Source organism: Nonomuraea sp. NPDC048882 (assembly GCF_040649755.1).
GTDB classification, from domain to species: Bacteria; Actinomycetota; Actinomycetes; order Streptosporangiales; family Streptosporangiaceae; genus Nonomuraea; species Nonomuraea maheshkhaliensis.
Genome location: NZ_JBEZGB010000003.1, coordinates 686,026 through 700,271, shown reverse-complemented (window position 1 = coordinate 700,271; position 14,246 = coordinate 686,026). Strand labels below are relative to the sequence as shown.

The 14,246-nt window shown below is 71.0% G+C and carries 11 protein-coding genes; 9 read left to right on the top strand and 2 right to left on the bottom strand.

Annotated features, from left to right (window positions below):
- Positions 1 to 212 precede the first annotated feature (212 nt).
- From AB0C27_RS13115 to AB0C27_RS13100, 4 genes are all read left to right on the top strand, one after another.
- Complete coding sequence (locus AB0C27_RS13115) at positions 213 to 818, top strand: TetR/AcrR family transcriptional regulator (protein ID WP_357842331.1); 606 nt, start codon at positions 213 to 215, stop codon at positions 816 to 818.
- Between the two features lie 195 nt (positions 819 to 1,013).
- Positions 1,014 to 4,535 (top strand): S8 family serine peptidase, encoded by a 3,522-nt coding sequence (locus AB0C27_RS13110; protein ID WP_357842328.1) that lies wholly within the window; start codon positions 1,014 to 1,016, stop codon positions 4,533 to 4,535.
- A 166-nt stretch (positions 4,536 to 4,701) separates the two neighbouring features.
- Positions 4,702 to 6,327, top strand: coding sequence for a CocE/NonD family hydrolase (locus AB0C27_RS13105; protein WP_357842325.1), 1,626 nt, complete (start codon positions 4,702 to 4,704; stop codon positions 6,325 to 6,327).
- Positions 6,309 to 7,250, top strand: a complete 942-nt coding sequence (locus tag AB0C27_RS13100; RefSeq protein WP_357842322.1) for a WYL domain-containing protein — start codon at positions 6,309 to 6,311, stop codon at positions 7,248 to 7,250. The genes AB0C27_RS13105 and AB0C27_RS13100 overlap by 19 nt, the downstream gene beginning before the upstream one ends.
- Here the strand turns inward: AB0C27_RS13100 and AB0C27_RS13095 are convergent.
- Complete coding sequence (locus tag AB0C27_RS13095; protein ID WP_357842319.1) at positions 7,241 to 8,236, bottom strand: SDR family oxidoreductase; 996 nt, start codon at positions 8,234 to 8,236, stop codon at positions 7,241 to 7,243. The genes AB0C27_RS13100 and AB0C27_RS13095 overlap by 10 nt on opposite strands.
- A 78-nt stretch (positions 8,237 to 8,314) precedes the next feature.
- Here AB0C27_RS13095 and AB0C27_RS13090 point away from each other — a divergent pair, with 78 nt between their 5' ends.
- The 3 genes from AB0C27_RS13090 (at position 8,315) to mctP (ending at position 10,963) form a co-directional block, all read left to right on the top strand.
- Positions 8,315 to 8,863, top strand: coding sequence for a VOC family protein (locus tag AB0C27_RS13090; protein ID WP_346113453.1), 549 nt, complete (start codon positions 8,315 to 8,317; stop codon positions 8,861 to 8,863).
- A gap of 286 nt (positions 8,864 to 9,149) precedes the next feature.
- Entirely contained in the window at positions 9,150 to 9,359 is a 210-nt protein-coding gene (locus AB0C27_RS13085; RefSeq protein WP_106237561.1) for a DUF3311 domain-containing protein, read from the top strand.
- Entirely contained in the window at positions 9,356 to 10,963 is a 1,608-nt protein-coding gene (gene mctP / locus AB0C27_RS13080) for a monocarboxylate uptake permease MctP (protein ID WP_357842315.1), read from the top strand. Before AB0C27_RS13085 ends, mctP begins: the two co-directional genes overlap by 4 nt.
- 58 nt (positions 10,964 to 11,021) lie before the next feature.
- Here mctP and AB0C27_RS13075 read toward each other — a convergent pair whose 3' ends face one another.
- On the bottom strand, positions 11,022 to 11,369 hold the full coding sequence (locus AB0C27_RS13075) for a DUF6285 domain-containing protein (protein ID WP_357842312.1): 348 nt from the start codon (positions 11,367 to 11,369) through the stop codon (positions 11,022 to 11,024).
- Positions 11,370 to 11,462: 93 nt separating this feature from the next.
- Between AB0C27_RS13075 and AB0C27_RS13070 the strand changes: the two genes are divergently transcribed.
- Complete coding sequence (locus AB0C27_RS13070) at positions 11,463 to 13,334, top strand: alpha/beta fold hydrolase (protein ID WP_357842309.1); 1,872 nt, start codon at positions 11,463 to 11,465, stop codon at positions 13,332 to 13,334.
- 128 nt (positions 13,335 to 13,462) lie between these two features.
- Positions 13,463 to 14,245 (top strand): CPBP family intramembrane glutamic endopeptidase, encoded by a 783-nt coding sequence (locus AB0C27_RS13065; RefSeq protein ID WP_357842306.1) that lies wholly within the window; start codon positions 13,463 to 13,465, stop codon positions 14,243 to 14,245.
- Position 14,246: the final 1 nt, after the last annotated feature.

Below are 14,246 nucleotides of genomic sequence, written 5' to 3'. Positions count from 1 at the left end.
CGCCAACCGGGGCGGCCGTCCGTTGAGGAATGCGAAACACGCGCCGCCTAGGAGCGGCGCCACCACTGGAGCTGAGCGTGATTTCGCATGCTGCCAAGGGTAACCGCCCGACCATGATCGCGCAACGCGACCCGCGAAGCCGCTCCGGCTCATTAGACTGCTCGCAAGCCGTCTCCAGGCCCGGCGCACGACACGATGGTGACCCGCGACGCATGAAGAGCACACACTCCGGCCCGGCGGGCGCCTCGCGCCCGGCCGGCCGGCCGCGCAGCCAGGAGGCCGACGTGGCCATCCTGTCGGCCGCGCTCGACCTGCTGATCGAGCAGGGCGCCCAGCAGACCAGCATCGAGCAGGTGGCCAGGCGGGCGGGGGTGACGCGGGCGACGGTCTACCGCAGGTTCGCCGGCAAGACGGAGCTGCTGGTACGGACGCTGGAGTGGGCCAACCACGACGACGACCCGGACTTCACCGGCTGGCGTGACCTTGAGCACATGTTCGGCGACTGGGCCGCCCACCTCGCGCAGCCGCGCAACCGGCTGCTGCTGCGCCGCCTCTACGGCAGCCGCGACGACCACCCCGAGCTGATGACGGCCTACCGGCTGGTCAACGGCGGGCGGCGGGAGGCGCTGGTGCGGGCGGCGCTGACCGGGGCGCGCGAGGCGGGACGCCTGCCCGCGGAGGTGGACGTGGACGTGGTGCGGGAGCAGCTGAACGCGGCGGTGCTGTATCACGTGGGCACCCGCCCCGACGACCAGGAGCCGGGCCGGATCCTGGCCTACTTCATGGCGATCATGAAACAGTTCGGCCTCAGGCCCTGACCGCACTCGCGGGGACCGGCGCGTAATCCCTGGTCAGGGCCGTGCGGAAGCTGACGGCACGCGAGCTGACCAGATTACATTTCAGTCAGCAAAATAACGTTTCACGTCACCTCTTGCTTTCCGAACACGATCTCTTCACCCTTCTCGACAGAGGCGTGAAGATCACCTCTCGCCTTTTGTCATGAAGGAGAGACAGTGCACCACACCCCCCGTTGGCGGACGGTCCTGGTCGGGATCGTCACCGCCGCTGGTCTCTTAGCCCCGCAGGCCGCGGCGCACGCCGCGCCTGACCCGGGAAAGATCGACACGGCCGTCCAGGCCGAGCTCGCGCAGAACGACAAGGCCACCTTCTGGGTCCGGATGAAGGGGAGCGCCGATCTGAGCGGCGCCCGCCGGGCCGTCACGAAGGAGGCCAAGGCCGAGCTGGTCTTCGACGTCAAGAGCGCCCGCGCGAAGTCCTCACAGAAGGAGCTGCGCGAGCTGCTCGACTCGCACCACGCCGAGTACACCCCCTTCTGGATCGTCAACGCCGTCAAAGTGACCGCGAGCGAGAAGCTCGCCGCCGAGATCGCGAGCCTGCCCGAGGTCGACCGCATCGACCCGATCCGCACGGTCTCCCTGCCCAAGCCGATCACCGGCAAGGCCGAGCCCCAGGTACGCGCCTCCACCGCGTCGAAGGGCGTGCAGGCGGTCGAGTGGAACATCGACCGCGTGAACGCGCCCCGCGTCTGGGACGAGCTGGGCAACCGCGGTGAGGGCATCGTCGTCGCCCACATCGACTCCGGCGCCCAGTTCGACCACCCCGAGCTGGCCGAGAGCTACCGGGGCAGGAACCAGGACGGCACCTACACCCACGACTACAACTGGTTCGACCCGGCCCGGGTCTGCCCGAGCACGGCGCCGTGCGACAACAACGGCCACGGCACGCACACCATGGGCACGATGGTCGGCAAGAACGGCATCGGTGTGGCCCCCGGCGCGAAGTGGATCGCCGCGAAGGGCTGCGAACTCAACACCTGCTCCGACGCCTCCCTGCTGGCGGCCGGCCAGTGGATGGTGCGGCCCACCGACCTCAACGGCCAGAACCCGCGCCCTGACCTGGCGCCGGACATCGTCAACAACTCCTGGGGCGGCGACGGCTTCGACCCGTTCTACAAGGAAGTCGTGGACTCCTGGCTGGCGGCCGGCATCTTCCCGGCCTTCTCCAACGGCAACGAGGGCCCGTCCTGCCGCAGCAGCGGCTCGCCCGGCCAGTACGTGACCGCGTACAGCGCCGGCGGCTTCGACATCGACGACAACCTGTACGCCAGAAGCAGCAAGGGCGAGGGCGAGAACGGCGAGATCAAGCCGAACATCGCCGCCCCCGGCGTCAACGTGCGCTCCTCGACGCCCGGCAACGAGTACGCCAGCTTCACCGGCACCTCGATGGCCTCACCGCACGTGGCGGCCACGGTGGCGCTGATCTGGTCGGCGGCCCCGGGCCTGACGGGCAACATCCCGGCCACGCGGGCGCTGCTGGACGGCTCGGCCACGGACGTCTCCGACACCAGCTGCGGCGGCACCGCGACCGACAACAACGTCTGGGGCGAGGGCAGGCTCGACACCTACGCCGCCGTGAAGGCCGCGCCCGAGGAGGGGCTGGGCAGCCTGTCCGGCACGGTCACCGCGGGCGGAACGCCCGTGCCCGGCGTCACGCTGAACCTCACCGGCCCGCTGGCCCGCACGGTGAGCACGGGCGCGGACGGCACGTACACCATCCCCCGCCTGCTGCCCGGCGACTACCGGCTGAGCGCGGAGAAGTTCGGCTACGGGCCCGCCGAGGTGGACGTCACGATCGTGGCCGAGCAGGCCGCGACCGCCGACGTGACCATGTCCGTGCTGCCGGCGGGCAACGTGTCCGGCACGGTGACCACGGCCGGCGCCCCCGAGGCCGGCGCGACGGTGGCCGCCACGGGCACGCCGGAGCGCGCGGTGACCGACGCGGAAGGGCGCTACCGCCTGACGCTGCCGCAGGGCTCGTACGAGCTGGTCGTCACGCCCGCCTCCCGCTGCTCCAGCGGCGCGACCGCGTCGGTCACGGTGGACGGCGCCGTGGTCAAGGACATCGAGCTGCCGCTGCGCGGCGACAACTTCGGCTACACCTGCGCGAGCGGCGCGCAGCCGTACGTCGCGGGCACGGAGAAGCTGGCGCTGACCGGCGACGACGTCGCCCAGCAGGTGACGCTGCCGTTCCAGGTGCCGTTCTACGGGACGGGCCAGGGCAGCGCGTCGATCAGCTCGAACGGTTTCGTCACGTTCGGGACCGGCGGGACCACCTCCGCCAGCAACAGCCAGCTCCCGACGACGAACGCGCCGAACAACGGGATCTACCCGTTCTGGGATGACTTCGTGGTGGACGACCAGGGCGGCGTCTACACGGCGGTGACGGGCACGGCGCCGCGCCGCACGTTCGTGATCGAGTGGCGCAACGTCGCCTTCTTCGGCGCGCTCACGACGCGGGTGTCGTTCTCGGCGCTGCTCGGTGAGGACGGCTCCGTCGCGTTCCGGTACAAGGACATCGACACCGGGCGCGACCAGGGCGGCTCCGGCACGATCGGCATCGAGAACGCGGCCGGCACCGACGGCCTGATGTACTCCTTCAACGAGGCCGTCCTGTCGACCGGGCAGGGCCTGACGTTCACCGCGAGCAGGCACGGCCTGGTCACGGGCACGGTCACCGACGCCAACGACGGCGACCCGATCTCCGGGGCGACGGTGAAGGTGGGCGACGTGGCCGAGTTCACGACCGGCGCGGACGGCACGTTCAGCGGGCAGGTGCTGGCCGGCGACTACGAGGTCGTGGTGTCCAAGGAGCACTACGGCACCTTCACCCAGTCCGTCACGATCGCGCCGACGGCCGTCACCCGGATCGACACGGCGCTGGTCACCGGGCAGGTGAGCGCGTCGGTGGCGGAGCTGACCGTGGTGATGCCGGCCGGGGCGAGCCGGACGCGGTCGCTGGAGCTGACGAACCTGGGCTCGCCGACGCCGTACACGGTGACGGGCGAGTCCTGGTTCACGGTGACGCCGGCGGCCGGTGAGCTGGCCAAGGGCAAGAAGGTGAGCCTGAAGGTGACGGTGTCGAGCGCCGGTGTGACGCCGGGCACGTTCCGCGAGGGCAAGCTGCTCATCAAGTCCACCAGCGGGCGGCAGCCCACGATCGAGGTCAAGGTCACGGTCGTGGTGCCGAAGCACCAGGTGGCCATCGACACCGGCGCCACCAGGAACTTCGTGGACGCGGCCGGTGACACCTGGACGCCGGACCGGAAGTACACCCAGGGCGGCTACGGCTACCTGACCAACCAGAACCGTACGGCGAGCACGTCCAGGACCATCGCCGGCACGCCCGACCAGGCACTCTTTAGGACGGCCAGGGAGTCGATGCTCGAATACCGCTTCGACAACGTCCCGGCCGGGACGTACACCGTCGAGCTGGACTTCGCCGACGTGAAGAACACGCAGATGGGCAGGCGGGTCTTCGACGTGCTGGTCGAGGGGCAGCTGGCGATCCCGGCGCTGGACCTGGCGCTGGAGGCGGGCACGTACACGGCGGTGAGCAGGCAGTACACGGTCAGGGTGACCGACGGCCAGCTCAACGTGCGCTTCGCGACCCGGCAGGGCGCGACGATCGTGAACGGGCTGCGCATCTCGGAGCGTCCTGACCGGACCGCCCCGTAGGCACGCTGGAACACGGATTGACCGACCGGGCCTGTTCCGCCGTACGGCGGGGCGGGCCCGCGGCCTGCCGGGGCTCATAAGCGGCCTCGCTCTATACGCGAGCCTCGCCGCATTCGGGGGCCCCCGGTATACCGCTCGCCCGGCGGCATATGTTACTGGTTGGTACATGAGACGCGTGCGAATCCAGCGCGATCTTCCCGTGCCGATGCCCGACGGCGTGACGCTGCTGGCCGACCACTACATTCCCCCTGGAGGCGGGCGGGCTCCCGTCGTCCTCATGCGCTCGCCGTACGGCCGCCGCGGTCTGTTCGGCCTCTACTACGGGCGCGGCTTCGCCCGGCAGGGTTTCCACGTCGTCATCCAGAGCTGCAGGGGCGGCTTCGGGTCCGGCGGCTCACTCGACCCCCTCGGCGACGAGCACGACGACGGGCTGGCCACCGTGGCCTGGCTGCGCGAGCAGTCCTGGTACGGCGGCTCGTTCGCCATGTTCGGCCCGTCCTACCTGGGCTACACGCAGTGGGCCATCGCGCCCTACGCCGGGCCCGAGCTCAAGGCGATGGCCGTGCAGATCACCGCCTCCCAGTTCAGGGACGCGGCGTACGTGGGCGGGGCCTTCGCGCTGGAGTCGGCGCTGAGCTGGACCACGCTCACCGACGCCATGTCCCGCCGCTTCGGCGGCACCGCGGCGCTGACCGCGCCCCGGCTCACCCGCAGGGCGGTCCTGTCGGGGCGGCCCGTGGCGGAGCTGGACCTGGTCTCGGCGGGGCGGACGCTGCCGTTCTTCCAGGACCTGCTCGCCCACCACGCCGACCCGGCCGTCCCCTACTGGGACAAACGCGACTTCTCCCCGAAGGTGGGCGAGGTGGAGGCCGCCGTCAACATGCTCGGCGGCTGGTACGACGTGTTCCTGCCGTGGCAGCTGAAGGACTACGCGGCGCTGCGCGCGGCGGGCCGGCGGCCGTACCTGACGATCGGCCCCTGGTACCACATCGACAGCCGGCACGGCCGGCCCACCATGGCCGAGGCGTCGGCCTGGTTCCGCGCGCACCTGCTCGGCGACCGGTCTCAGCTGCGCGCCGATCCGGTACGCCTGTACGTGACGGGCGCCGGGGAGTGGCGCGACTACCCCGACTGGCCGGTGCCCGGGATGCGGGAGCAGCGCTGGCACCTGCGGCCCGAATTCGGGCTCAAGCCCGAGGCGCCGGCCCGGTCGGAGCCCGACCGCTTCCGCTACCACCCGTCGCACCCGACGCCGGTGATCGGCGGGCCGGTGCTGCTGGGCGACTCCAGGCCGCGTGACCAGCGGCGGCTGGAGCGGCGCCGCGACGTGCTGGTCTACAGCTCGGACCGGCTGGCGGCGGACACCGAGATGATCGGGCCGGTGCGGGCCGAGCTGTTCGTGCGGTCCAGCACGCCGTACGTGGACGTGGTGGTACGGGTGTGCGACGTGCGTCCGGACGGGCGGTCGTACAACGTGTGCGAGGGCGTGCGGCGGCTGGGACCCGGTGATGGCGAGCCCCGAGACGGTGCGCCCCGGGATGGTGAGCGCGACTATCGTGGGGACGTGCGCCGGGTTGACGTTGACATGTGGCCGATCGCGCACCGGTTCCGGCGCGGCCACCGGATCAGGGTGCACGTCGCGGCGGGAGCGTACCCGACGATCGCCCGCAATCCCGGCACCGGCGATCCGCTCGGCGCGGACGGGGCGATGGTGCCCGCCGACGTCGAGGTGTTCCACTCCCCCGACCGGCCCTCCGCCGTGGTGCTGCCGCTGTGCGCGCCTCAAGGCTGATGTCGCTGGTCCTGCTGCTGCAGGGCCGGGGCGGGATGACGGCGGCGGAGCTGGCCAGAGAGCTGGAGGTCTCCGAGCGCACGGTCCACCGCGACGTACTGGCGCTGTCGGAGGCGGGTGTGCCGGTCTACGCAGACCGAGGGCGCGGCGGCGGCTACCGGCTGCTGGACGGCTACCGCACCCGGCTGACCGGGCTCGACCGGGCCGAGGCTGAGGCGCTGTTCCTGTCGGGGGTGCCCAGCGCGCTGCGCGAGATGGGGCTGCAGGAGGTGGCGGCCACGGCCAGGCTGAAGGCCGCCGCCGCGCTCTCCCCCGCGCTGCGTGACGCGCCCGCGACCGCGGCCCAGCGCTTCCACTTGGACGCGCCCGGCTGGTTCGCCGGCTCCGATCCGCCCCCGGCCGCCCTGGCGCCGCTGGCCAGGGCGGTGTGGAGCGACCGGCGGGTCTCGGCGCTCTACCGGGAGCGGCCGCGCGTGCTCGAACCGTACGGGCTGGTGCTCAAGGCGGGGGTCTGGTACCTGGCCGCCCGGCTCAAGGCGCGGACGCTGATCTTCCGGGTGCACCGGTTCGGCGAGATCACGGTGCTGGACGAGACGTTCGACCGCGATCCCGATTTCGACCTGGCCGCGTTCTGGGCCGAGCAGGCGGCCGAATTCGGCCGGTCGCTGCTGCGCGAGGTGATCACGCTGCGGCTCAGCGAGCGGGGGGTGCGGATGTTGCGCCACGTCGCCGACCCCGCCGCGCTGGAGGACGCGCTGGCCTCGCTGGAGCCCGACGGGACCGTGCGGCTGGGGGTGGAGTCGCTGCCGGTGGCGTTCTCGCAGGTGCTGCGGTTCGGGCCGGAGGCGGAGGTGCTCGGTCCGCCGCGGCTGCGGGCGATGCTGGCCGAGGCCGCCGCCCGCATGGCCGAGCTCTACCGATAAGCCTTCCAGGCGTCGCCGTCCGCCTCCTTGCCCGCACCTTCCTGACCCGCACCTTCCTGACCCGCACCTTCCTGGCCCGCGCCGTTCTGGTCCGCGCCGTTCTGGTCCGCAGCGGGCTCCTTCGCCTGCGCCTCCCGTACCTCCGTGATGTAGCTCCAGACGCGCGGCCGGCTGCCGTCCACGTCCGTCAGCTCGTACGCGACGGCCAGGTCCTCGCTGCTGACCGACCGGCCCGACCAGTGCAGCCGGTCCGGGTCCTGGGCGACGGCGGCCACGCCCCTGCCGACGTAGGCGGGGGTTTCGGAGACCATCCAGGCGCTGTCCACCTTCGCCTCGCGCCAGTTGTCCTCGGTGACCCCGAAGCCTTCCAGCATGGCCTCGGACCGCAGGAAGCCCGGCGTCACGGCCAGCGCCGTGCCCCCGTACGGGCGCAGCTCGTTCGACCAGGCGAAGGCCATCCGGTTCACCGACATCTTGGCCAGGTCGTAGTAGACGTTCTCGCGGTAGCGGGTCTCGTTGAACGCCCAGGTGCCGTCGGTGACCTCCACGACCAGGCCGCCCGGCTCCTTGATCAGCAGCGGCAGCAGGTGCCTGGCGCTGATGATGTGGGTGTCGATGGCCAGCCTGAGCAGCCGCAGGCCGTTGTCCAGGTCGTGCTTCCAGACCGGGGTGTCCCACTCCCAGAGGCCGTCGCCGCCCCACACGTCGTTGATCAGCACGTCGAGCCGTCCTTGCTCCCGCTCGACGCGCGCGGCCAGATCCTGGGCCTGGGCCGGGTCCAGGAAGTCGCAGCGTACGGGGATGCCGGTGCCTCCCGCCGCCGTGACCAGCTCGGCCGTCTCCTCGATGGTCTCCGGCCGGTTCATCTCCGAGCGCTGCTCGCGCGTGCTCCTGCCCGCGCAGTACACCGTCGCGCCGGCCGCCCCCAGAGCCACCGCGATGCCTCGTCCCGTTCCGCGGGTCGCGCCCGCCACCAAAGCGATCATGTACACGATCGTGGCGTGAAAAGCCGACATCTCATGTCATGTTTTCCGGCACGACCCTGTGATAAGCAAGGAGTTACCATGAACGGCGAATTCGAGCTCCGCGGGGTCAACCACGTCGCGCTGGTCTGCTCGGACATGAAGCGGACCGTCGACTTCTACTCCGGCGTGCTGGGCATGCCGCTGATCAAGACCATCGAGCTGCCCATGGGCTGGGGGCAGCACTTCTTCTTCGACTGCGGGGGCGGCAACGCGCTGGCCTTCTTCTGGTTCCCCGACGCGCCCGACGGCGTGCCGGGCGTGTCCGCGCCGAAGAACCTGCCCGATCGCGGCGAGCTGCTGTCGGCCGTGGGGTCGATGAACCACATCGCCTTCGACGTGCCGCCTGAGCGGATCGAGGAGTACCGCGACCGGCTCGTCGCCAAGGGCATCGACGTCGGCGTGCTGCTCAACCACGACGACAGCGAGTTCGGCGTGGCGCCTGAGATGCACGACGGTGTCTTCGTCCGGTCGATCTACTTCAAGGATCCGGACGGGGTGCTGGTCGAGTTCGCCGCCTGGACGCGTAAGGTCGGCGAGCCGGGCGACGTCAGGCACGAGCCCAGGACCGCCGCCGACCGGACGGTGTGACCGTTCGGTGTGACCGTTCGCCGCAGGGCGGACCGTCCGACCGTTCGCCGCACACCGGCGACCACTCGTCGACAGGGACTGACGATCGCGGCGCGATCGTGCCTAAGGTTTCAGCGGTGTGGCCGCGTGCCCGGATCTTGACGGTCAAGATTTGATCCCGGCATTTAGGCCAAACCGTAATACGGCAGACATTGGGTTTAATACCGCCGTAAAGTTACTCTCCCTCCATTGACGAGTTGTCAAGAGCCGGTCATCAACGGCTCCTGATCCATTCATCGGAGGGTCGATGACTACCGGGGAACCCGGGCAGCCACGCACAGACCGCAGCCCATGGAACTGGCTGCTGGTCCTGCCTATCGTGCTGCCGCTGCTGACGTTCCTGTTCAACGCCGACGAGCCCCGCCTGTTCGGCTTCCCGCTCTTCTACTGGCTGCAGATCGCCTTCATCGTGGTGGGCGTCGTGTCCACGACCATCGTCTACCGGATGACCAAATGAGCGCGCACACGACCGAGCTGGTCGTCTTCATCGTGCTGTTCCTCATCGTCAGCGGCATGGGCTTCGTGGCCGCGCGCTGGCGCCGGCCGAGCGACCTGGCCAGCCTGAACGAGTGGGGCCTGGGCGGTCGCAGCTTCGGCTCCTGGATCACCTGGTTCCTCATCGGCGGCGACCTCTACACCGCCTACACCTTCGTGGCGGTGCCCGCGCTGGTGTTCAGCGCCGGCGCACTCGGCTTCTACGCGCTGCCGTACACCGTGGTGGTCTATCCGCTGGTGTTCCTGGTGCTGGCGCGGATGTGGTCGGTCTCGCACGTGCACGGCTTCGTCACGCCGGCCGACTTCGTCCGGGCCCGGTTCGGGTCGCCGACGCTGGCCCTGGCCGTCGCGATCACCGGCCTGGTGGCCACGATGCCGTACATCGCGCTGCAGCTCGTCGGCATCGAGGCGGTGCTCAAGGCGATGGGCATCACCGGGCACCTGCCGATCATCATCGCGTTCGCGATCCTGGCCGCGTACACCTACCAGTCCGGCCTGCGCGCGCCCGCGCTCATCGCGTTCGTCAAGGACGCGCTGATCTACATCGTGATCCTGGCGGCGGTCATCTACATCCCGGCGCGGCTGGGCGGCTGGGACTCGATCTTCGACGCGGCCAAGGCCAAGTTCGCCGCCTCGCCGGCGCCCGGTGACGGCATCACACTGAACGCCGCCAACCAGCTCCAGTACATCACCCTGGCCTTCGGCTCGGCGCTGGCGCTGTTCCTCTACCCGCACAGCCTCACCGGCGTGCTCGCCTCCAAGAACCGCAACGTGATCAAGCGGAACATGTCGGCGCTGCCCGCCTACAGCCTCGTGCTGGGCCTGATCGCGCTGCTCGGCTTCATGGCCATCGCGGCCGGCGTCAAGCCCATCACCGCCGGCGGCAAGGCCGACACGAACACGATCGTGCCGGTGCTGTTCGACCAGATGTTCCCCGACTGGTTCACCGGCGTGGCCTACGCCGCCATCGGCATCGGCGCGCTCGTCCCCGCGGCGATCATGTCGATCGCGGCGGCGAACCTGTTCACCCGCAACATCTACCGCGAGTACATCAACAAGAACGCCACCGACGCGCAGGAGGCCAACGTCTCCAAGATCGCGTCTCTGCTGGTCAAGGTGGGCGCGGTGCTGTGCATCCTGCTGCTCGACCCGCAGTTCTCGATCGACCTGCAGCTCATCGGCGGCGTGGTCATCCTGCAGACGCTGCCGTCGGTGGCGCTGGGCCTGTACACGCGCTGGTTCCACAAGGGCGGCCTGATCGCGGGCTGGGCGGCCGGCCTGGCGGCGGGCATGTGGATGCTCTACCTCATCCCCAACCCGGCCAACGGCAAGCAGCACTTCGGCGGCTCGGCGTTCGGGCTGTCGAACCTGGGCTTCGACACCAAGATGACGATCTACGCCGGGTTCCTGGCGCTGGGCGTCAACCTCCTGGTGGCGGCGCTGGGGACGCTGATCTTCCGGGCGGCCAAGGTCGCGGACGGCAAGGACGCGACCGCGCAGGACGACTACTTCGCCGACGAGGGCGACCCCAAGGTCAAGGACCTGGACCTGACCGGCTCCCACTGACCTCTCCGCACCGCGCACGGCCCGCTCTTCCCGCACGGGGAGCGGGCCGTGTGCCTGTTCACGTGGCCGGGTAGCCGGGGTTGGCCACCTCCAGTTTCGCGCGTACCGCCTGCTCCAGGACGGACAGGAGGGCGGAGTCGTCGGGGACGCGGCCCTCCCGGACGGCCGCGGCCAGCTCGGCGTCGTCCGCCATGCCCAGCGCGGCCAGGCTCGCGCCGTGCCGCTCGGCCTGGGCGGGGCCGAGCTCGATCTCCCGCTCGACCATGCCGAGCACGTTGATCGCCACGCGGGTGTGGTAGCGGGTCCTGCCGTCCACGGCCGGCAGCACGTCGGTCTCCAGGAAGTCGCGTACGGCGGCCACCAGCTCGGCCGCGCCGGGCACGTCGTGCGGTTCTGTACGGGTCACACCGTCCTCCTTAGCAGAGTAGGAGCCTGCTCCCAAGACCGATTCGTCCCGTAGGCGGAGGATTCGGCGGGGATCGCGGGCGAAGGTGAATCCATGCGCCTCGAAGCCCTCGTGACCGCCTTCATGACAGCCTCCATGACAGCGCTCGTGTCCACGGGCCTGGTGGTGTCGCCGCCGCTCCCGGCCACCGCCGTCACCACTCCTCGAACCTCCGCGTCCATACCCCTGCACGAATGCGCCGGAGCCGCTGTGCGGTGTGACGGGACGGTCGCCGTGCCGCTGGACTGGGGGAATCCGGCGTCCGAGCGCATCGAGGTGGCGTTCGCCTGGGTCCCGGCCGCGAAGGAGGCCACCGGGACGATTCTCGCCAATCCCGGCGGCCCGCTTCCCGCGCTGCCCGACGTGCCGCGGCTGACACGGACGCTCGGACCCGTGCTGGACCGCATGAACCTGCTGGTCGTCGATCCTCGGGGCCTGGGCGAGTCGTCCCCGTTGTTGTGCCCGGGGCTGAAGCTGACCGAGCCGGAGAGCGTCGCGGCCTGCGCGGCGCATCTGGGACCGCGGATCCGCTTCTTCACCGCCGACCAGGCCGTTCAGGACATGGACGCGGTACGCCGCGCGCTCGGCGCCGGCCCGGTGACCTTCTACGGCACCTCCTACGGCACCGCCTACGCCCAGGCGTACGCCGCCCGGCGTCCCGAGGGCCTGGCGGCGGCGTTCCTGGACAGCGCGACGATCACCGGTCCCGACGGCCACGTCCTGTGGCCGACGCGGTTCCTGCCCGAGCGGCTGGGCTTCGTCTGCGGACGCTCGCGCGCCTGCCGTGAGCTGCCGGGCGACCCCGAGCGCACGCACGCCCGGCTGGTGACGCATCTGCGCGCACACCCCGATCCCGAGGTGCCGCCGCCCGCGCTGATGAGCATGGGGCGAATGACGGAGCCGGTCTTCGGCCGGGAGGTGAACGCCGCCGCGACGGCGTACCTGTCCGGTGACCCCGCGCCGCTGCGACGGCTGGCGAGTGTGCTGAACGGCGTCCCGAGCCAGCCCATCGAGGGCGCCGAGTGGGCCGGGTACCTGGCCTATCGGTGCGGCGACGGGTCCTTCCCCTTCAATCGGGACGCCGGTCCGGCCGAGCGGCAGGCCCAGCTGGAGCGGTACTTCGCGCGGGAGCGGCCGCTGGCGCCGTTCACGCTCGCCGATCTCGGGCTCGACGCGCGCTCCGGGCTGGAGTCCTGCGTGAACTGGCCGACCCCGCGCCCCGCACCCGTGCTGCCGCCGCACGCGGACCTGCCCGCCGTGCCGGTGCTGGTCGCCGGCGGGGACTTCGACACGCACACGCCCGCAGAAGTGGCTCGCGCGATGCGCGTCTTCCCGGGGGCGACGTTCGTCCGGGTGCCGTTCGGCACGCACAGCCTCGCCTGGGGGCCGGGTGCGGCCGGGGAGTGCGTGCTGGCGATGCTGCGCTCGTTCGTGCTCGATCACCGGGTGCCGCGGACGCGGTGCGACGCGGAGAACTACCGGGCCTCGGGAGCGTTCCCCCGCTCGCTCGGCGAACTCGCGCCGCTCCCCGCGCCCGGGCTGGACGTGGAACGGCGGCGGGTGCTGGCCGCCGGGTACGCCACCGCCGCCGACGCCGTCGCCCGCCGCAACCCGTACAACCTGGTGCACGGACGCCTCACCGAGCAGGCCGGGCTGCGCGGCGGAAAGGTGACTTTCGGATCCGGCCTCATTGAGCTGGACGAGGCCGCCTTCGTGCCCGGGGTGACGGTGACCGGCCGCGTCACGCTCCGGCCTGAGGGAAAGGCGACGGCCTCACTCACCGTCTCGCCCGGTACCTCGGACGGTGGGGCGGAGGGGCGGGTGCATCGGGTCGAGCTGGTGTGGGAGGCGTTCACCGCTCGGGAGCGGCCCGCGTTGTCCGGGTCCTTCGACGGGACGCCGGTCAAGGTCCCTGAGCCGGCCTGACCACGCACGGCGAGCCACGGCTTCCGCACATGCCCCCGGCGAGCCGCGCCGTCCCGACATGTCCCCCGGCAAGCGGGGGACATGTCGCCTTTATCATCGTCCGATCATGTAGCGGCTAATCTGCGCACATGCACACACAGTCCTCCCTCGAACCGGCTCCCGTGCTGGGCCCCAAGCTCATCCGGGCCGAGATCTTCGTCGTGATGTCGGTCTCGCTGGGCGCCAGCGCCGTGGTGGCGCTCGTGCGGCTGATCGGGGCGCTCACGGCACCGAGGGAGCTCAAGGGGCAGCACGCCGTGCTGGTCGGGTCGATGGCGCCCGGCCGGCCGTGGCTGGACCTCACGTTGCAGCTGGTCCAGATCGCGATCGCGGTGGCGCCGGTGGGGCTGGTGGCGTACCTGCTGGTGCGGTCGGGCGAGTCGCTGCGCACGATCGGCGCCGACTTCCGCCGCCCTGGCGGCGACCTGGTACGCGGGGCGGTGCTCGCGGCCGCGATCGGCGGCTCCGGGCTGGCGTTCTACCTGGTGGTGTGGGCGGCGGGGGTGAACCTGACCGTGGTGCCCGGACAGCTGCCCCAGGAGTGGTGGCAGGTGCCGGTGCTGCTGCTGGCCGCGGCGCAGAACGGGCTGCTGGAGGAGGTGCTGGTCGCCGGATATCTGCTGCACCGCCTGGGCCAGGCCGGATGGACTCCGTGGAAGGCGCTGGCCGTGTCGGCGGTGTTGCGCGGCTCGTACCACCTGTATCAGGGTTTCGGAGGGTTCATCGGGAACGTGGTGATGGGGCTGGTGTTCGGGAAGATGTACCAGCGGTGGGGCCGGGCCATGCCGCTGGTGGTGGCGCACACGCTGATCGACGCCGTGGCCTTCGTCGGGTACGCCTTCCTGCACGGCAAGGTCAGCTGGCTGCCCTGAG

Excerpts from the sequence above, each read along its gene's own strand:
- AB0C27_RS13115 (WP_357842331.1), top strand. The coding sequence starts at position 213 with ATGAAGAGCACACACTCCGGCCCGGCGGGCGCCTCGCGCCCGGCCGGC.
- AB0C27_RS13105 (WP_357842325.1), top strand. The coding sequence starts at position 4,702 with ATGAGACGCGTGCGAATCCAGCGCGATCTTCCCGTGCCGATGCCCGAC.
- AB0C27_RS13095 (WP_357842319.1), bottom strand. The coding sequence starts at position 8,236 with ATGATCGCTTTGGTGGCGGGCGCGACCCGCGGAACGGGACGAGGCATC.
- AB0C27_RS13090 (WP_346113453.1), top strand. The coding sequence starts at position 8,315 with ATGAACGGCGAATTCGAGCTCCGCGGGGTCAACCACGTCGCGCTGGTC.
- AB0C27_RS13085 (WP_106237561.1), top strand. The coding sequence starts at position 9,150 with ATGACTACCGGGGAACCCGGGCAGCCACGCACAGACCGCAGCCCATGG.
- mctP (WP_357842315.1), top strand. The coding sequence starts at position 9,356 with ATGAGCGCGCACACGACCGAGCTGGTCGTCTTCATCGTGCTGTTCCTC.
- AB0C27_RS13070 (WP_357842309.1), top strand. The coding sequence starts at position 11,463 with ATGCGCCTCGAAGCCCTCGTGACCGCCTTCATGACAGCCTCCATGACA.
- AB0C27_RS13065 (WP_357842306.1), top strand. The coding sequence starts at position 13,463 with ATGCACACACAGTCCTCCCTCGAACCGGCTCCCGTGCTGGGCCCCAAG.